This is a genomic window from Ruminococcus callidus ATCC 27760, assembly GCF_000468015.1.
Classification (GTDB): domain Bacteria; phylum Bacillota; class Clostridia; order Oscillospirales; family Ruminococcaceae; genus Ruminococcus_C; species Ruminococcus_C callidus.
Map to the genome: position 1 here is coordinate 1 of NZ_KI260510.1, position 18,941 is coordinate 18,941.

At 53.4% G+C, this 18,941-nt stretch carries 18 protein-coding genes; all 18 read right to left on the reverse strand.

Annotated features, from left to right (window positions below):
• Window positions 1–243: 243 nt before the first annotated feature.
• A complete protein-coding gene (locus tag RUMCAL_RS14025; protein WP_040648454.1) occupies window positions 244–888 on the reverse strand; it encodes a dockerin type I repeat-containing protein in 645 nt (214 codons plus the stop codon).
• A gap of 197 nt (window positions 889–1,085) precedes the next feature.
• A complete protein-coding gene (locus tag RUMCAL_RS14030) occupies window positions 1,086–2,084 on the reverse strand; it encodes a glycosyltransferase family 2 protein (protein WP_040648457.1) in 999 nt (332 codons plus the stop codon).
• 34 nt (window positions 2,085–2,118) lie between these two features.
• On the reverse strand, window positions 2,119–4,620 hold the full coding sequence (locus tag RUMCAL_RS14035; RefSeq protein ID WP_040648460.1) for a hypothetical protein: 2,502 nt from the start codon (window positions 4,618–4,620) through the stop codon (window positions 2,119–2,121).
• Between the two features lie 34 nt (window positions 4,621–4,654).
• Window positions 4,655–5,848: a glycosyltransferase family 4 protein gene (locus RUMCAL_RS14040; protein ID WP_021683697.1), complete on the reverse strand. Its 1,194-nt coding sequence runs from the start codon at window positions 5,846–5,848 to the stop codon at window positions 4,655–4,657.
• 4 nt (window positions 5,849–5,852) lie between these two features.
• Complete coding sequence (locus RUMCAL_RS14045) at window positions 5,853–7,040, reverse strand: glycosyltransferase family 4 protein (RefSeq protein ID WP_040648463.1); 1,188 nt, start codon at window positions 7,038–7,040, stop codon at window positions 5,853–5,855.
• Between the two features lie 330 nt (window positions 7,041–7,370).
• Window positions 7,371–8,471 (reverse strand): glycosyltransferase family 4 protein, encoded by a 1,101-nt coding sequence (locus RUMCAL_RS14050; protein ID WP_021683700.1) that lies wholly within the window; start codon window positions 8,469–8,471, stop codon window positions 7,371–7,373.
• Complete coding sequence (locus RUMCAL_RS14055) at window positions 8,468–8,959, reverse strand: hypothetical protein (protein ID WP_021683701.1); 492 nt, start codon at window positions 8,957–8,959, stop codon at window positions 8,468–8,470. The genes RUMCAL_RS14050 and RUMCAL_RS14055 overlap by 4 nt, the downstream gene beginning before the upstream one ends.
• 15 nt (window positions 8,960–8,974) lie before the next feature.
• On the reverse strand, window positions 8,975–10,024 hold the full coding sequence (locus RUMCAL_RS14900) for an FkbM family methyltransferase (protein WP_021683702.1): 1,050 nt from the start codon (window positions 10,022–10,024) through the stop codon (window positions 8,975–8,977).
• A 6-nt stretch (window positions 10,025–10,030) separates the two neighbouring features.
• Window positions 10,031–11,398, reverse strand: a complete 1,368-nt coding sequence (locus RUMCAL_RS14065) for an ABC transporter ATP-binding protein (protein WP_021683703.1) — start codon at window positions 11,396–11,398, stop codon at window positions 10,031–10,033.
• Window positions 11,398–12,174: an ABC transporter permease gene (locus RUMCAL_RS14070; protein ID WP_021683704.1), complete on the reverse strand. Its 777-nt coding sequence runs from the start codon at window positions 12,172–12,174 to the stop codon at window positions 11,398–11,400. Before RUMCAL_RS14070 ends, RUMCAL_RS14065 begins: the two co-directional genes overlap by 1 nt.
• Window positions 12,175–12,450: 276 nt before the next feature.
• Window positions 12,451–12,690, reverse strand: coding sequence for an acyl carrier protein (locus RUMCAL_RS14080; protein ID WP_040648466.1), 240 nt, complete (start codon window positions 12,688–12,690; stop codon window positions 12,451–12,453).
• A gap of 100 nt (window positions 12,691–12,790) precedes the next feature.
• Complete coding sequence (locus tag RUMCAL_RS14085) at window positions 12,791–13,609, reverse strand: acetyl-CoA carboxylase carboxyltransferase subunit alpha (RefSeq protein WP_021683707.1); 819 nt, start codon at window positions 13,607–13,609, stop codon at window positions 12,791–12,793.
• Between the two features lie 2 nt (window positions 13,610–13,611).
• Window positions 13,612–14,472, reverse strand: coding sequence for an acetyl-CoA carboxylase, carboxyltransferase subunit beta (gene accD, locus RUMCAL_RS14090; RefSeq protein WP_021683708.1), 861 nt, complete (start codon window positions 14,470–14,472; stop codon window positions 13,612–13,614).
• A gap of 14 nt (window positions 14,473–14,486) precedes the next feature.
• Window positions 14,487–15,860: an acetyl-CoA carboxylase biotin carboxylase subunit gene (gene accC, locus RUMCAL_RS14095; protein ID WP_021683709.1), complete on the reverse strand. Its 1,374-nt coding sequence runs from the start codon at window positions 15,858–15,860 to the stop codon at window positions 14,487–14,489.
• A 12-nt stretch (window positions 15,861–15,872) separates the two neighbouring features.
• Window positions 15,873–16,310 carry a 3-hydroxyacyl-ACP dehydratase FabZ gene (fabZ, locus tag RUMCAL_RS14100; RefSeq protein ID WP_021683710.1) on the reverse strand — a complete coding sequence of 146 codons (438 nt, stop codon included), beginning with the start codon at window positions 16,308–16,310 and terminating at the stop codon, window positions 15,873–15,875.
• Window positions 16,311–16,322: 12 nt separating this feature from the next.
• A complete protein-coding gene (gene accB / locus RUMCAL_RS14105) occupies window positions 16,323–16,799 on the reverse strand; it encodes an acetyl-CoA carboxylase biotin carboxyl carrier protein (RefSeq protein ID WP_021683711.1) in 477 nt (158 codons plus the stop codon).
• Window positions 16,800–16,811: 12 nt separating this feature from the next.
• Complete coding sequence (fabF, locus tag RUMCAL_RS14110) at window positions 16,812–18,050, reverse strand: beta-ketoacyl-ACP synthase II (RefSeq protein ID WP_021683712.1); 1,239 nt, start codon at window positions 18,048–18,050, stop codon at window positions 16,812–16,814.
• Window positions 18,051–18,164: 114 nt separating this feature from the next.
• On the reverse strand, window positions 18,165–18,905 hold the full coding sequence (gene fabG / locus RUMCAL_RS14115) for a 3-oxoacyl-[acyl-carrier-protein] reductase (RefSeq protein WP_021683713.1): 741 nt from the start codon (window positions 18,903–18,905) through the stop codon (window positions 18,165–18,167).
• Window positions 18,906–18,941 lie beyond the last annotated feature (36 nt).

Genomic DNA, 18,941 nt, shown 5'->3' on the forward strand with positions numbered 1-18,941 from the left:
GAGCCTCTACATCGGTGTCAGAATAACATAGCCGTGCCGCAGCGGCAACGGTCTGTTCCGGCGTGGGGGTATGTGCCAGCAAAACCACCTTCATAGTATCACACTCCTACTTTTGATTATGCTTTATTGATTATACTCTATTATACCACAGAAGCTGCCTGTTTTCAAGTGCTTTTCCGCAGATGCAAAACAGCCGCCGGCAATGTCGCCGACGGCTGTTTGAGTTTCTGTGAAAAATATTGATTATCCCATGTTGATTCGTGCCGGCTGATAGTCATCTACCGGAATGGTATCTTCTGTAAGATCATAGCGACCTTCTTCGAAATAGATAGTCTTGCTTGCACCACAGCCCATGTAACATACATCAAACGCCGTGAGAAGGATATCGTCAACAGTCAGAACACCGTCACCATTCACGTCCAGCAGGTTGTAGCAGACTTCCGGCAACACTTTGTCGTCGTAAGAACCGCCTTCCCAAAGATCCGCACCCTTTTCCAAAGAGTACTGCAATTCTCCATTATTACCAGTACCGTCTGCGGCAATACAATACGCCTGATAATAAACCGTCATCGCATTCATTCGAAATCTTTTATCAGTCTTTCCCAGTTCATACACCTGATTCTCATGGATCCAGTCTGCATCGCTCTGGTCAACAACACCGTCACCGTTTACATCTGCCAGCTTTAACTGTTCTGCGGTCATTGCTTCATTGTCCACATACAGTGCATGTGTCACCATAGCCGCATCGTGGCCGGTGATGAAACCGTCCATATCTACGTCACCCAGTGCATACGCTCCCTCAGCACTTGCACTCATGGCAGATACCGGCAATGCCGCCAGTGCCATGACACCTGCAAGTACCGCGGAAATACCCTTTCTGATCTTCATAAATAAAACCCCTTTCTGGTTGAAAATGTGATAAATCTCTGTCGTTTTAACAGCCATTTACCTAATTTTATTATAATGGTTTTTTCTTGATTTGTCAACCTTTCCAACACGTGATATTACACAAACTTTTCTCTGCAAATTCAGCACATCTCACAAACAAAAGCGGTGTTGCTTTTGCAGCACCGCTCAAAAATGTTTTATTTCTGTTCTGCCTGCTCCGGCAAGGGCTTGTCGTCCGGCGTTTTGGCTTCCGGATGATCGTCATAGTCCATTTTCCGCACGTGATACTGCACATCTTCCAGCAGCTTCCGGTTGGCTGCCACAGTATCCCCCAGCAGACCAATGGTAATGGTCTGGAATCCGATCATCATCAGGGACGATGCCAGAATCAGCGACTGCACATGGCCGTGTCCGCCGCCCATGCAGAAGTACACCAGAAAACGAACTCCCACAGCAACGCCCAGCAGGAACAGGATCGTTCCCAGAACGCCGAAGAAATGCAGCGGGCGGTACATTGCCGTAGAGCGAATGATCACCGATGCGGAACGCTTCATGTACCGCCACATGCTGGAAAACAGACGGGAGGGGCGGGTTTCCGGATTGGTGCGGATCGGCACCGAAGCCACTGCCATTTTGCTCTGTCCCGCCTGAATAATCGTTTCCAGCGTGTAGGTATACTCGTTGACCACGTTCATTCGCATGGCAGTTTCTCTGGAATATGCCCGAAAGCCGGACGGTGCGTCCGGTACGTCAGTGTTCGAAGCCACCCGTACCACCCAGCTGCCCAGATGCTGGAATTTCTTCTTTTTCCACGAAAAGTGTTCGGTTTCGTCAATGGGACGTTCGCCGATGACCATATCCGCCTTGCGATCCAGAATCGGACGCACCAGCTTTTCGATGTCCTCGCCGCAGTACTGGTTGTCTGCATCGGTGTTGACGATAATGTCCGCACCCAGCCGCAGGCAAGCGTCCAGACCAGCCATAAAGCCCCGTGCCAGACCCTTGTTCCGCCGGAACGACACGACATGGTGAAATCCCAGTTCTCTCGCCCGCTGTACCGTCTTGTCCTTGCTGCCGTCGTTGATAATCAGATACTCAATGGTATCGATGCCGTCAATGTGACGGGGCAGGTCATTGTACGCCAGTTCCAGTGTTTTCTCCTCATTGTAACATGGTACCTGAATGATCAGTTTCATATACTTCTTCCCTTTCTCCATATTTCAGAGCCGCTTATGCCGCTTCGAATTCCACATCCTGCAACGGGATTCCCAGCTCCCGTTCATCGTCCTCCATCACACAGCTGCCCTTCCAGAGTTTCGACTGGAATGTGACAATGTTCGAGCCGTCGTGCAGGACTTCCTTGGACACCGACAGCGTATACGCACCGTCGTTTTGCTGGTCGTCCAGCGTGATCGTTCCAACGTCGTTGCCGTTTACCAACACATGCACCACATACGGATTCTGGTGGATCTGGTACAGCGGCACGGCTCCGCCCAGCGAAACCGTCATATTGTAATCCCGCTTTTGCAGGTCACACTGCACGGAAGCGTTCTCGCTGCCCGACCAGCAGAAGTTCCCTTCCAGCGGATAGAACCCAAAGTATGCCGTATTGGCACAGGTGCTTGCCGGATAGGACAGGTTCTGTTCCTCGCCCCAGTACGCATACAGGGAAACCGTATAGCTGACTTCCTGATAGGACAGCGGGAACATGATGATGCGTCTGCCGGTATTGCTGTAGTTTTCATCTGTGCTCTGGGTAATGGTATTGGTGTATACCTGCTGGAACTGATGCTCAAAGGAATCGTTCCACTTGCCATTCCCCAGATAGTACACATGGTCATACTGCTCAGCCAGTTCTGCCGCCTGTGTTTCCGGATCTTCCATTTCCGGATACATTGCCGCACCGGTGGTGGCACGCAGCGTCAGATACAGTGTCCACATGTCGTCGTCGCCGACGATCACGCAGTCATCAGAATCGATCTCATTGGACAAGTCCTCCAGCACCGACCATGTCATGCGGGTGTCGTCCTGATGCGTCGCCAGAAAATAGTCAAAGGGCGAAACAAACAGCAGGCATGCCGTCATCACCGGCAGCGTCACTCTCGCACGGAGTTTGTCCAGTGTCAGTGCCGCAAACACGGCGGCAATGGGCATAAACGGTGCCAGATAGCGACCATAATAATAGTAGAATTCCACCTCTGTCCGCAAAAATGCAGAGTACACCACCACGCAGTAACATGCGGCTACCAGTATCACCAGATGCTTGGGCGTTTCCAGATAGGTTTTCGGGCAAATCACACCCACTACCCACGCAATGGGCAGCAGGAACAAGCCCGAACCACAGACAAATCCCCACAGGGTGTTCCCCTGCAATTTCAGCAATGGATTTTCTGCGGTAAGCACCTTTGCACCGATGTACAGCACCAGTGCCACCAACAGGAATTCTACCAGCACCACTGCAATTTTGGAGTGCTGCACCCACTGCATATAGACTTCCGTGGAAGTGTCCCGATTTTTCCGGCAGATCAGGAAATAGACCAGACACAGGTAGATTCCCACAGCCACCAGCCCCACGCCGCACAGCAGCGGCACCAGCACCGGCAGATCTTTCGGGGAGATCCCTGCCACGAAAAACGGGCGGTAGTTGTTCATGGTGTAGAACGGCTGGACATGCCGCATGGCGAAAAAGCTGATGCAATAGCCCACAAGTGTCACCGGCATGAGAATCGCAAAGCTTTTCCGGCGGGTGATCCAGAACATGCCGCCATAAAGCACCACAAACAGCGGTATCATGGTATAAATCGACACGTGAAAGCACGAAAAAACAGCAATGGGAATGATCGAAAGCCATTGCCGATAAGGGTGTTCCTCATCTGTCAGCAAATAGAGGAACAATACCAGCAGCACCGCCAGAAAACTTTCCGTCAGAGCGGACTTTTCCACCCAGACCACGATTGGCGAAGCCGCGAATACTGCACAGGCAAGTGCACTGCTGCTTTTCCGAATTTTCAAATTTTGGCAAAGAAAAAACAACAAAAAAATAGTACAGCCATAGCATAAGGTCTGTACCCCCTGCATATTTGCCATACCGAAGATTTTTCCCCACATTGCCAGCATCGATGCATAGGTGGGGATTCCGTGATAGATGCCGGAAACCGGACTGACATTGCGGTCATAGACTGTAGCGGGATAATCCTCTGTTTCCAAGTCGTATCCCACCAAGTAGGAAAACACCTTGTCGTGAAACAATTCCTGCTGCTCCTTGGAAAGCGTATGATATTCCGCAAAGTCCTGCTGGCGGTCTGTGATGCCGTTCAGGAAGTTGACCGCCACCGTCTGATACACGCCCTCGTCCTGTCCCATGCCAAACAGCTCATGCTTGAATGCCACCAGCACAAAACCGCCGGCAAGCACCACCGCAGGAATCCAGTAGGCACGCACGTTCCATGAAATCCGCACCAGCTGTTTCCACGGGGTCTTGTCCCGCAGCTTTCGTACCAATACTGCCGCAATGCCTACCAGCAGTTCCACAGAAACTGCTGCAATGACACAACGCCGCAGCGAAAACTGATCCAGTACAAAAAGCCCCATGCCGGAAATCACCCATGTGCAGAGCCAGTAAACCACGCCCAGCACCAAAAGTTCCAGCACATTGGTCTTTTTCCACCAGACACCAACTGTCAGTGCCGCCAGTACAACCCCCAGCAGCACTGCTCCTGTAAATAAACTCATCCCTTTTTCTTCTTCCTCCACTGCGTTTTCCGCGTCAGTCTTTCTCCGGACTGACCCACTCTATGATCTGCTGAAAACGCTGCATGATACTCTCCCAATCGTAATATGCCGTGATGTATGCCCTCGCATTGGCACACAGCTGCATATACTCCACGGGGTGCTGCATCAGATATTGCAGGGCACCCTCAAACTCAAAATAACTCTGATAGAACAAGCCGCCGTTGCTCTTTTTGCAGTGTCCCTGCAGCACCGGACTTCCTCCGTTGACCAGCACCGGCACAGACATTGCCATAGATTCCAGCAGCGTCATGGAAACGCCCATCTGTCGGGACGGAATCACCACGGCCTTGGCTCCGGCAATGGCACTGAACTTTTCGTTCTCCGGCAAAAAGCCCAGTGCCAGAATATCCGGATGCTCCGGAATCCGGCAGATCTTCTTTCCCGCCAGCACCAGCTTCAGCTTGCTGCCGGTCCGCTTCTGGAACTCCATGAAGTACCGCATCAGCATGGGGCACTCCTTTTTTTCGTCTACCTGCCCCACATAGAGCAGATATTCGCCGTCCAGCCCGTACTGCCGCCGGAATGTGCCGGTGTCCACCTGCCGCGGCACGTCCATGCCCAGTCCCATTACGGCACAGGGAATCGGCTCTGACAGCGGAAACTGCCGGCGAACCAGCAGGCGTTCTTCCTCCGACAAAAAGACAAACGCCCGCGGCTTCTGGTACAGGCTTTCCAGTGTGGAAAACCGCAGGAACGGGGTATCCTGTGCCATAGGGATAAAAATCGCCCGATTTCCCGCCAGCGGCAGTCCGGCATAAGTCAGATAGTTGGCATCGGACAGAAACAGGATCGCCCCATAGGTTTCCCGATACCGCTGCAAATAACGGATCAGAGCCGGTGCATAGGGACCGTGTTTTTCGAACCACTCTTTCTCCGTCACCAGATTGGATCTGCCCTGTGCCAGTTCTGCCAGATATGCCTCGTCGAATGCCTGAAAATCTCTGGCACGCATCTGCTGTACGGAAAACCGGCGTACTGTGACACCGCGAATCATCTCCACGTCCCGCACATACCAGTCTTTCCATGTGGCACTGTCCACTGCCTTGGTGGTCAGCACCTCCACTTCATACCGGTTCGCCAGATGTTCTGCAATTTTTCGGGCATAGGTTTCGCTGCCGCCGCTGATCTCCAGCCCGTACCGCGGGTGAACCAGTGCGATTCGCTTCATGCTCTCACGCTCCCATCAGCTTCTGGAAAAATGTCCGGTATTTTTCCACGATCACGTCCCACTCGAAGTTTTCCCGTACAAACGCCCCGCCGTTGGCACCCAGTTCTGCGGCTGCCTCCGGATTTTGCAGGATGTACTGCACACAGCCCTCGAATTCAAAGTAATCCTTGAAATACAGACCGCCGTTGGAACGCTTGGCGAAATCCTTTGTCACGGCACACTGGGACGAAACCAGCACCGGTCTGCCGCAGAGCCAGCTTTCCATAATGACCAGCGAAAAGCTTTCGTTATGAGAGGGCTGACAGAGCAGTGCTGCCGCTGCCATGGCGTTGTACTTGTCTTGCTTGGAAACGAAGCCCAAGTCATAGACATCGTCTTTCACCGATTCCGGAATGGCAATATCGCCGCCGCCGATCAGCACCAGCTGAAGGTCGTCCTTCTGCCGCTGTTTCCATTCAGCAAAGTACCGCAGCAAAGTGTGGACGTTTTTGCCCACGTCCTTTCTGCCGGCGTACAGGAGAAAAGGCTTATCGATATGGTACTGTTTCCGGAACGTTTCCGCATCGGACTGAATCCTGGTATCCATACCGATACCCATGCAGATCTGCTCGGTGGTGGTGAAGTCGTACACCCGATTTGCCAGTTCCATTTCCGGCATAGCATTGTAGATCATGCCCCGTGCTTTCACATACGCCTGCCGGAACAGCCGCATGTACACATAGGCTTCGTCATGGAAACAGGGGATCAGCACCGACTTTTCCGGACAAACCTGCATGCCGTAGTATGTCGTACCGAACATATACGGAATAAAGACAAACAGACCATACTCGTCGGCAGTGTCCCGCATGTACTCGTACAGCTGGGGACTGTTGACCATTTCCTCCACGAAGATCTGTTCTTCCTTGGGAGAGATCTGCTTGCCGTCCATCAGCTTCCGGTTCACGCGGTCAAAAGCGGCAGTGTCCCGCCGCCGCACCGGAAACCGGCGAACCGTGATGTTTCCCACCACGGCAGTTCCTGCGGCGTAATAGTTTTCATTCCAGTCGGCGGTGAATTCCTTGACACATGTAGTCAGGATCTCCACTTCCATACCTGCCTGCTGCAAGTGTGCAGTGACTTCCCGCAGTTCCATTTCTGCACCGCCGGGAATATTTTCTCCAAACCACGGAATAACGAATCCAATTTTCTGCATGACGATATGACCTCCTGCCAATGTACCGCGTTCTGCGGCGTACCTTCTCAAAGACAGCACTGCACCAAACCCGCCTGACGGCCGGAAGTGCATCTTACGCACCGGCTTTATGCGGTACTGCCCAAAAATTTTTTCCCCTATAATGATTTTTAGGAAACACTGAATAAAGCTTGTGCGTAAGATGCGTAGTCAGATTTTTTGGCAGATTGCTCAGAAATTCCGCAGGCAGACTGCCGTTATTATGGCAAGGGATTTCTGGGCAATATGACGGGAAAATCTGTACGCAGATTGCGTGCAAAGCCGTCAGGCGGGCTTTATGCAGTGTTTCCTTTACTTCCGCTTTTTCGAAATCGGCGGAACGGTGTCGATAAACTGCTGCAGCTGTCTCTCGAACACCTTTCGAATTTCCGGATAGGCGAATTCCTGCTGCCGCCGGTGCTGTTCTGCCACAATCTCCCGCCGCAGTTCCGCATTGCGGAGCACATGGTCTGCCGCCAGTGCCGCTTCCATGGGATCATTGGTGGGCAGCAAAATGCCGCTTCCGCCCAGCGTATCGGAAATTGCCGATGAATCGTATGCCAGAATCGGCAGATTGAAGTACATCGCTTCCACCAGCGGCACACAGAAGCCCTCGTGGTCGCTCATGCACAGGAACAGGTCTGCCAGATGATAGTATGCCAGAATCTGTGCAAAAGGAATGTGTCCCGTAAAGACCACGTTGTCCAGTTCCAACGCTCCCACATAGCGGCGAAGGCGGTGGTAATACCGTTCCATGCCGTTGTACGAACCCACGATGAACAGGCGGGACTTGGGATTGCAGTACTTCTTATAGCAGTAAAACGCCCGAATCACGTCCTCCTGCTTCTTGTTCGGAGCCACACGGCCGACGAAAATGAAATTGGTGTAGCCGTCGTCCTGATAGTGTTCCATGACGGACTGATCCGGTGTCTTGGCGTAGTCAGCAAAGGGGATCAGGATCGGACGCACGGTAATGGGGCAGCGGTAGTTCAGTTCCCGCAGCACATCGCCGTTATAGGCGGAGTCTGCCATACAGCCGTCCACCTTGTCTGCCAGATGACAGAGTCCACGCATGCCGTATTCTGCCGATTCCATTGCCGCCTCATTATAGCCTTTGAAGAAGCGGGGCGGAGTGATGTTGTGGAATACCATAAGTTTCCGGCAGGGGTACTTCTCCAGAGAAAAGTTCAGTTCCGAACCGGTGGACATGTGATACAAAATCACGTCCTCGCCGGAAAGGCGGGGCATTTTCTCCACCTGCTGTGCAGTGCCCTCCGGCAGTCTGCCGTCAATGACTTCTGCATAGATGCCGGTCTGATAGCCCATGCCGCGAATGACCTTGTCCAGTGCACGGACATCGTTTCCGATCGCATCGCCCATGGCAAGGGTAGGCAAAAGCTGCAATACTTTCATCGAGCGTCCTCCCCGTTCAGCTTCGCCTGTAATGCGGCGATCTGTGCCTGCATCTGTTCCATGGCGATCTTGGTGTTCTTCTGCTGGAGTTCCAGTGCCTCCACCTTATCCAGCAGTTCCTTGGTGCTGTGCATGCGGGATTCCCGAATGTACAGTTCCACCTGCTGCTCTGCCTGTGCGATATTGGCATTCAGGCTGCTCTGCTCTGCCGCATAGGGCTCCACATAGAAGCTCATGAATTTCCGCAGGACTTTCTTGAAAAAGACTGCCACGGGATTTCCTGCCAGAGGACGATACGGGTCTACGCGGTGGTGTTCGCTGATATACTGCACGTTGCCGCGGAGCATGTCCGCATCGAACCGTTCCACATAGATCCCTGCATCTGCATCTGCGGGGACATCGGCAAACGACAGCATGTCACTGCTGTATCCCTTTTCCTGAATTTCTGCCCGAATTCCGGACATGATCTCTTCTACATTTACGCTCATTGCTGCGATACTCCTTTACCCTTCCAGCGAAACGCCGGTGATTTTTTCATAAAACTGCTTGTCCAGAAAAATCGAGTTGATACCCGTAAAGGCATATTCCACATACCCCTTTTCCTGCATGAACCGCAGAATCTCCGGATTCTTCTTTCCCGCCACCAGCTGTTTGGAATAGGGGATCATTTCAATGATCATGGTGGTGGGACGATATTTTGCAAAGTCGATGCTGCGGAGGATCTCCATTTCCATGCCCTCAATATCCAGATTCAGGATCTTCGGGGCACCGCCCAACTGTTCCATGAGGTCGTTGACCGCCACGGTCTGCATGGGAATGGTTTCCAGCACCCGCACTGCCGGATTGGCACGGAGCACCTCGGAAACATCTCCCGGAGCCGAAAGCCCGTCGGCACTGAGCACATGGAAGTCCAGCGTTTCGCCGGAAACCGGACCGACACAGGCGTTGATGACCTGGTCTTTCGGTCTTGCCCGCCGCAGTTCCTCTGCCAGCTTCGGATTGGCATCGACCAGAATGCCGGTGGCTCCCTGCTGATAGAAGAACCAGGTGTTGCTCATATCGCAGGGGTGATTGGCACCCAAGTCCAGATAATTGCATTGTGAAAGCGGAACACCCAGCATGACAAAGATGTACATGAGAATGGCATCTTCGCCTGCCTGTGAATAGCTTTTTTTGTTGAACAGCTGAAGTTCAGACGGCAGCAGCAGACCCGCTTCTCTCATGCCGTCCTCTGCCCACTCCATACGCCGCTGTAAGTCATTTGTCTGTCCCGCAGTCTGCTGCAGCTGGGCATCGATGTTGTTGCGATGCTCGTCCTGTGCGGCAGCGTGCAGTTCCAGATGATCCAGCCGTTCCTGCGATGCCGTGTTGAATTGCTGTTGCTGTGCGTCTTGTGCTTTCCTTTCTTCTCCCTCTTTTTCCATTTGTGCCAGCTGCATCTGCTGCGTTTTCACCTGCTGTTCCAGCATCTGAATGTGCTGTTCCAGCAGATACGCACCAGTCGCCCGATACAGACAGCGGCGAAAAAAACCCTTTTTCACAATATCGCTCATTCTTTTTTATTCTCCTGTCTTGCGTTCCAGTGCCTTTCCGTCCACAAACCACTGGGACTCCAGCCGGCAGACACCAATGTCCCGATGCTCTGAAGTCACGGCAAACGCCTGAATCCGGCGAATGTCATCGTAATAGGTGCCGTCCGGTGCATGGACTGCCACGTCCAGAAAATAGCGTCCCGGCAGCAAATGATTGCGGAACCGCACTTCGATCTCGCCGTCGGGCTGCAATGCCACCCACGAGTCCGATTCGATCTCCACATTGGTGCCGTAACAGTGGACACTGTCCTCCCGAAAGATCCCGTACCCGAAGTTGCCCTTGGGGGTCTTTTCCGGTTCTACGCAATGATATTTGAGCCGCAGGGTGATCTCGTCACCGGTGCGGAACACATACTTGGATTCGCCGTCCTCGTCCAGCAGGGCGGCATCTGTAAACTGTACCTGACCGGTTCCCAGACGAACTGCCGACTTTTCACAGAATGCCGGCAGTTTCTGCTTGGAGAGCTTTTCCGCATCTGCGGTTTTCTCCTCGGCAGGCGTTTCCGCAGATCCCTCTGCGGCTTTTTCGGCTTCTTCTGCGGCAGCGTGTTCTTTCTGGCGGTCGGCTTCTTCCCGTTCCAGACGGATCTGTTCCATTTCGGACAGATAGTGCTCGTCCACGTACTTGGGAACGCCTTCTTCCTTAATCAGACCGTCCTCGATCCAGATACACCGGTCGCAGATCTGTTCGATCTGTCCCATAGAGTGGGACACGATCACAATGGTAGTACCTTCAGCCTTGATCTCCTGCAGCTTCTGGAAGCACTTTGCCTGAAAGTTGACATCGCCTACCCCCAGAATCTCATCGATCAGCAGCACGTCTGCGTCCACGTTGATCGCTACGGAAAAGGCGAGCCGCATGTACATACCGGAAGAATAGGTACGCACCGGATTGTCGATGAACTGTTCCAGTTCGGAAAAGTCGATGATCGTTTGCAGACGGGAATCGATTTCTTTCTTGCTCAGTCCGAAAATGGAAGCATTGGTGTAGATGTTTTCCCGTCCGCTCATATCCGGATGAAAACCGGCACCCAGTTCGATCAGGCTGGACACCCGACCTTTGATGGTGATGGTGCCGCTGTCGGGATAGAGGATCCGTGTCAGCAGCTTCAGCGTGGTGCTCTTGCCGCAGCCGTTGTGTCCGATCAGACCCACGGCTTCTCCACGCTTTACCGTGAAAGAAATGTCCCGCAGCACCTGACGGTTCTCATACCGCCGGCGGTTCCGGAACAGGAGCCGTTCCTTAAAGCTCTGTCCCTTGTCCAGAAACACCTTGAAGTGCTTCTTGACATGGTCCACAATAATTGCATTTTCCTGTTTGCTCTCTGCCGCCATTACAATTCCTCCGCAAAGCCCTTTTTCAATTTTCCGAACGCCAGCATACCCAGCACCAGGAACAGGGCTCCCAGCACGACTGCCTCCAGCAGACTGGTCAGATCCGGCACCTGAGCGTAGTACAGCACATCCCGATAACAGCTGATGACCGAGGACATGGGGTTGATGTGATAGACAAACCGCAGCTTCTCCGGAATCATGTCAATGGAATAGAAGATCGGTGTCATGTACATCCACACCATAGTGATGATGCCGAGAATGTGCTCCAGATCGCGGAAATAGACCGTGACTGCCGAGGACAGCATCGCCATGCCCAGTGCCAGAAAATATTCCACTATCATAATCACCGGCAGACACAGCAGAGCCAGCGGGTTCAGCGAAATGCCGGAGATCACCATGACGGGGAAAATGATGAGGAAGCACAGCAGCATGTTGACAAAGCAGCTTGTCACATAGGAGATCGGTATGACTTCCCGCGGGAAGTAGATCTTCTTGATCAGATCCTTCTGTGCCACAATGGAACTGGAGCCGCCGGTGATCGCCGAGGAAAAGAAGATCCACGGGATCAGGGCGACAAACAGGTACAGATAATACTTGTCGATGCCGGCTTTCATGATGTAGGTAAACACAAAGGTGTAAACTACCAGCTGCATCAGCGGGTTGATAAACGTCCACAAAAAGCCCAGCACGGAACCTTTATACCGTCCACGCAGGTCTTTTTTCACCAGACTGAAGATCATCTGGCGATACTGATAAATTTCCTTGCAAATTTTCATAAAAACGTCCTGTCTGGGGCTTGCGGTACTGCACTGCTGTTTTCTGCACGGCAAGCCCGAATCAAAGTGTTCGTGCAGAATACACGTATATTTTATTATAACCGATTTCCGCGAAAAAGTCAATGTTTTTCCGGCATTCCGACAGATTGCACAAGAGGCTGCCGCTTTTTCGAAAAATGGAATCGATTTCTCCAAAATTCACGGCAAACAAAAAGCCGGTGCAGAAAAAAACTGCTCCGGCTTTTCTGTTTCACATATGCTGCACCGCGTCAGAACTTACGCTCTGTCTTCGATGTAGTTTACGATGTCGCCAACGGTCTTGATGTTTTCCAGATCTTCGTCAGCAACCTTGACACCGAATTCTTCCTCAACGGACATTACCAGATCTACCAGATCCAGAGAGTCTGCACCCAGATCGTCCTGCATGGAAGCTTCCATTGTCACTTCGTCTTCTTCAACACCCAGCTGATCTACGACCAGTTCCTTCAGCTTGTCAAAAATTTCTTCTTTTGCCATGTTCTTTCTTCCTCCAATAATTTGATGTTGCACCCTTCTGCGGAGGGCGGCGTCACCGGCAGAAACCATGACGGGTTTCGCCGTTCAAACCGGCATGGTTTTAGTTTTCTTCAAACACGCCGATTTTCCTAAACTTAGTATACCGTTCTTTTTGCAAAACGTCAATATCTTTTTGTAATTTTTCTGTTATCGTTTCCGCCAAATATTCCTTGATATTTGCCGAGATTTTGTCTATATCGCCCTGTGCCCCTGCTTCCGGCTCCGGAATGATAGCTTCTGCCACGCCAAAACGCACCATATCCTCTGCTGTGATCTGCATGACCTCACAAGCTTCCTGTTCGCGGGAGGCATCTTTCCACAGGATCGATGCGGCTCCGCGGGGAGAAATCACAGAGTACAACGCGTTCTCCAGCATTGCCAGAGCATCGCACACGCCCAGTGCCAGAGCACCGCCGCTGCCGGCTTCGCCCAGCACCACAGAGATCACCGGCGTTTTCAGCATCATGAACTCTGCGATATTTCTGGCGATTGCCTCGCCCTGCCCCCGTTCCTCGGCTTCTACGCCGCAGAACGCACCGGGGGTGTCAATCAGGCAAATGATCGGGCGGTGGAATTTCTCCGCCTGATGTGCCAGACGCAGAGCCTTGCGGTAGCCCTCCGGATGCGGCATGGCGAAATTCGATGCCTTGTTTTCCCGCAGGTTTCTGCCCTTGACCTGTGCCAGAATCGTCACCGGCAAGCCGTTCAGTCTGCCGATGCCGCCGATAATGGCACCATCGTCCCCGAAATTCCGGTCGCCGTGCATTTCATAGAAATCTGTAAAGATCCGCGGGATATAATCCCGAACGGTGGGACGGTTTTTGTCCCGTATCAAAAGCTGGCGTTCCCACGCCGTCCGGTGCTGCTGCTGTTGTTCCATTGTCAAGCACCTCCTGCTTCTTGTTCCCGATCGTAGCCGTGGAGTTTCAGCAGATGCGACAGCGTGCTACGCATGCTGCGGCGTTCCACGATCATATCCACAAAGCCCTTTTCCTGCAAAAATTCTGCCAGCTGGAAATTGTCGGGCAGCCGCTGGCGAATCGTCCCCTCGATGACGCGTCTGCCGGCGAACCCGATGAGCACCTTCGGCTCTGCCAGAATAATATCTCCCAGCGAAGCAAACGAAGCGGTCACGCCGCCGGTGGTGGGGTCTGTCATGACGGTCAGATACAGCAGTCCGGCATCGTTGTGCTTTGCCACTGCTGCCGAGGTCTTTGCCATTTGCATCAGAGAAATGATGCCCTCCTGCATTCTGGCACCGCCGGAGGCTGTGAATGCCACTACCGGCAAGCCCTTTTCCGTAGCGGTTTCAAAGGCACGGGTGATCTTTTCGCCCACCACGCTGCCCATAGATGCCATCATGAAATGGGAGTCCATGATAATCAGCACGGTGCGGGAGCCTTTAATGGTGCACTCTCCGGTGATGACAGCGTCTTTCAGCCCCGTCATGGTCTGGAGGGATTCCACCTTTCTGGCATACCCCGGAAATTGCAGGGGATCTGCACTGTGCATCTCTGCATCATATTCCACAAACGAACCGCTGTCCACCGTCAGCCGCATGCGTTCTGCGGCGGTGAGCCGTGCATGATAGTTGCAGTGGGGGCAGACCTTATTCAGTTCCTGAAACTTGCTTTCCGGCGTGGTCTGCTGGCAGCGGGGACACTTGAACACCGGCTCATGTTCCTCCGGTGCGTCGTCGTTAAATCGTTTGGTGACGTTCTTGAACAGTTCTTCCAATGCCATGTTACATTCTCACCTTACTTTCCGTTTTCCTTCTCGCCGTTCTTGGAATCCGCAAGGAATTTTTCCAAAAAGGTGTTGTCATATGTACCGGCTTCGAAGTCCTTGTTCTTGATCAGCCGCAGCTGGAAGTCAATATTGGAATCGATGCCGTCCACGATAAATTCCGCCAGTGCCCACCGCATTTTCATGATCGCCTGACTGCGGGTCGGGGCATGGACGATCAGCTTTGCGATCATGGAATCGTAGTACGGCGGAATGGTGTAGCCCTGATACACAGCACTGTCCACACGGATTCCCGGACCGCCGGGGATATGGAGCGACCGGATCTTTCCGGGCGAGGGACGGAAGCCCTGCTCCGGATTTTCCGCATTGATGCGGCACTCGATCGCATGCCCGCGAACCTGAATGTCCTCCTGTGTAAACGGCAGGGGCTTGCCCTGTGCCACCAGCAGCTGAGTCTGTACCAGATCAACTCCGGTGACCCATTCGGTGACAGGGTGTTCCACCTGAATACGGGTGTTCATTTCCATGAAATAGAAGTTCCGGTCGTCGTCTACCAGAAATTCAATGGTACCGGCGTTGTAATAGCCGCACGCCTTTGCCGCACGGACAGCGGCTTCCTGCATGGCTTTCCGCAGTTCCGGTGTCATCAGCGGGCTGGGGCTTTCCTCCAGCACTTTCTGGTTCCGCCGCTGCATGCTGCAATCACGTTCGCCCAGTGCCACAGTGTTGCCCATCTGGTCTGCAATGATCTGGATCTCCACGTGATGCGGCCCCACGATCAGCTTTTCCAGATAGACTTCATCGTTGCCGAAGAACAGCTTGGCTTCTTCCTTTGCCACGGACATCTGTTCTTCCAGCTGGTCTTCCCGATCGATCCGGCGAATACCGCGTCCGCCGCCGCCGGCAGAGGCTTTCACCAGTACCGGATAGCCGATCTCTGCGGCGATCTTCTTGGCTTCTTCCACAGAAGAAATGGCACCGTCCGAACCGGGTATTACCGGCACGCCGGCAGCCTTCATGGTTTCCTTGGCACGTGCCTTGTCGCCCAGCATGGAGATCGACTCCGGTGACGGGCCGATGAAAGTGATGCCGTTATCGATGCAAAGCTGTGCAAACTCCGCACTCTCCGACAAAAAGCCGAAGCCGGGGTGCAGTGCTGTTGCACCGGTATTCTGGCACGCCGAGATGAGGGCGTTCATGTTCAGATAACTGTCCTGTACCGAGGGCGGTCCGATGCAGACGGATTCGTCCGCGATCTCTGCATGCAGAGCCGTCCGGTCCGCAGTGGAATAGACCGTGACGCACTGCAAGCCTGCTTCACGGCAGGCACGAATGATACGCACGGCAATTTCACCGCGGTTTGCAATTAAAACCTTTTTCAACATCTTGCTGCCGCCTTACTGCTCCACTGCGAACTTGATTTCGCAGGTCACGGCACGCTTGCCGTCTACGCTGGCGATCGCCTTGCCGACACCTACCGGTCCACGCTGTGCAATGATCTCCACTTCCAGATCCAGCACATCACCGGGAACTACCTGCCGGCGGAACTTTGCCTTATCGATTCCGGCAAAGAGGGCGATCTTGCCCTTGAATTCCGGCTGGGACAGAATGCAGACCGCACCTGCCTGTGCCAGCATCTCGACCATCAGCACGCCCGGTGTCACCGGCTTTTCGGGGAAATGTCCCTTGAACCAAAAGTCGTCTGCCTTGATATATTTCCGTGCCACAACACGCTTTCCCACTTCCATTTCCAGAACCTCATCAATGAGGAGGAACGGGGCACGGTGGGGAATGATCTCCTTGATCTGTTCCTGATTGAGCAATACTTCTGCCATGTCTGCACTCCTTTACGAAAGAATCATCAGCGGCTGGTCATATTCTACCGCATCGCCATTTTTCACCAGAATTTCCTGTACTACGCCGTCCACGTCGCTGGTAACTTCGTTCATCAGCTTCATGGATTCAATAATCAGCACCACGTCGCCCTTTTTCACGGTATCACCCACCTGTACAAACGGCGGCTGATCCGGAGAGGGAGCCGCATAGAAAGTGCCTACCAGCGGAGCCTTGATCGACTTGCCTGCGGGCTTCTGGGAAACTGCCGGTGTTTCTGCCGGAGCTGCCGGAGCAGCAGCGGAAACTGCCGGCGAAGCAGCCACAGGTACACCTGCCAGCGGCATCGGCGGCAGGCACTTCTTACCCTTTACGGTAATATATTTTTCACCGTCCGCAATGGTGATCTCGCCCAGTTCCTTTGCAGCCACGATGTCTGCCAGTTTTTCAATGGTTTCCAGATCCACCATGTTATAAATTTTTTCACTCATGTCTGATTCTCCTTAGTCTGTGCACTTCTTGAAGCAGAGTGTCGCATTGTGTCCGCCGAAGCCCAGCGAGTTGGACAGTGCAGCATTCACCGGCATCTCTACCGGACCGTCCACACAGTAATCCAGATCGCACTCCGGATCCGGTGTGGTATAGCCGATGGTCTGGTGAATGAAGCTGTCCCGAATGGACAGGGCACAAACTGCCGCTTCCACTGCACCGGTACCGCCCAGCATGTGACCGGTCATGGACTTGGTGGAGTTGATCTTCACCTTTCGTGCCTGCTCCTCGCCCAGAGCGATCTTCACCGCCTTGGTTTCCAGCATATCGTTCAGGTGTGTGGAGGTGCCGTGGGCATTGATATAGGTGATGTCCTCCGGCTTCAGACCAGCTTCGGTATAAGCCTCGATCATTGCCTTGGAAGATGCACCGCATTCGTCTGCCGGAGCTGTCATGTGGTATGCGTCGCAGGTCGCACCGTAGCCAGCCAGTTCGCAGTAGATCTTTGCACCGCGAGCCTTGGCGTGTTCGTATTCCTCCAGCACCAGTACCGCAGAGCCCTCACCCAGTACAAAGCCGCCGCGGTTCAGGTCGAACGGGGTAGAAGCCTTTGCCGGATCGCTTTCGGTAGTCAGTGCCTTCATGGTGCGGAAGCCGCCCAGTGTGAATTCGGTAATGGTGGATTCGCTGCCGCCGCAGAGGCAAACGTCCAGATAGCCGTCCTTGATCTTGCGGAACGCTTCGCCAATGGCGTGAGTCGCCGATGCACAGGCAGTGGTGGTGCAGAAGTTGTCGCCGCGGAAGCCGGTGCGGATCGCTACCTGTCCGGCAGCCATGTTGCCGATCATCATGGGCACAAAGAACGGAGAGATCCGTCCCGGTCCCTTTGCACGATACTTGTCGTGTTCTTCTTCGATTCTGCCGATGCCGCCGATGCCGCAGCCGATAATGGTGCCTACACGATACGGATCCATATCCTTGAAGTCCGTGCCTGCGTCCTGCAACGCCTGAATCGCAGATGCCACGGCGATCTGGGTAAAGCGTTCCATGTGGCGAATGTCCTTGCGTTCAAAATATTCTGCGGGGTCGAAATCGCGGATAATGCCGGCAACGCTGACACCCAGTTCGGTGGTGTCAAAGCTGTCGATCTTGGAAACACCCAGTGTTCCCTTTTTTACGTTTTCCCAGAACTTTTCTACGGTGCTGCCCAGCGGGTTTACCGTACCCAGTCCGGTGATTACTACTCTTTTCATATTTCCTCGCTCTCTGCCGCCGTGCTGCGGCAAGCTTGTTTTTCATCTCAAAGCATTCTCAGACTGCCTTCCCTGAAAGAGAAGGCGAACCTGCGAAGCTGGTGGAAAAGTCCCTTACATCATCAGTCCGCCGGAGATCTCGATGGTCTGACCGGTGACATAGCTTGCATCTTCCGAGCAGAGGAACGAGATCACGCTCGCCACTTCTTCCGGATTGCCGTACCGCTTCATTGCCACCAGTTCCAGCATCTTGTTCCGCTGTTCCTCGGTGAGAGCGTCAGTCATGGGCGTCTTGATGAAGCCCGGAGCAACGGCGTTGACGGTGACATTTCTGGCACCCAGTTCCTTTGCCACGGTCTTGGTCATGCCGATAATGGCAGCCTTGGAAGCGGAATAGTTGATCTGTCCCGGATTGCCGTACAGACCGGCTACCGATGCCAGACTGACAATGTGTCCGTGCCGCTGCCGCATCATGACAGCACCCACCAGCTTCATCATGTTGAACACGCTTTTCTGGTTGACGGCGATCACGGCATCATACTGTTCCTCGGACATACGAACCATCAGACCGTCCTTGGTGATGCCGGCGTTGTTGACCAGTGCGTCGATCGAGCCGAAACGCTCTTTTACTGCCTTGGTCATTGCTTCGCACTGGGCATAATCTGCCACGTTTGCTGCGAACAGTTCTGCCTCTACGCCGAAGCTGCGGCATTCTTCTGCCACCTTTTCTGCATTTGCTTTATCGGAATCGCTGGGGAAATGGTTGATCGCTACATTGTAGCCGTCCTTTGCCAGACGCTTTGCGATGCAGGCACCAATGCCCTGCGATGCACCTGTGATCAATGCTGTTGCCATAGTGATTTTTCTCCTTTATTTAGTATCTATCTGTAT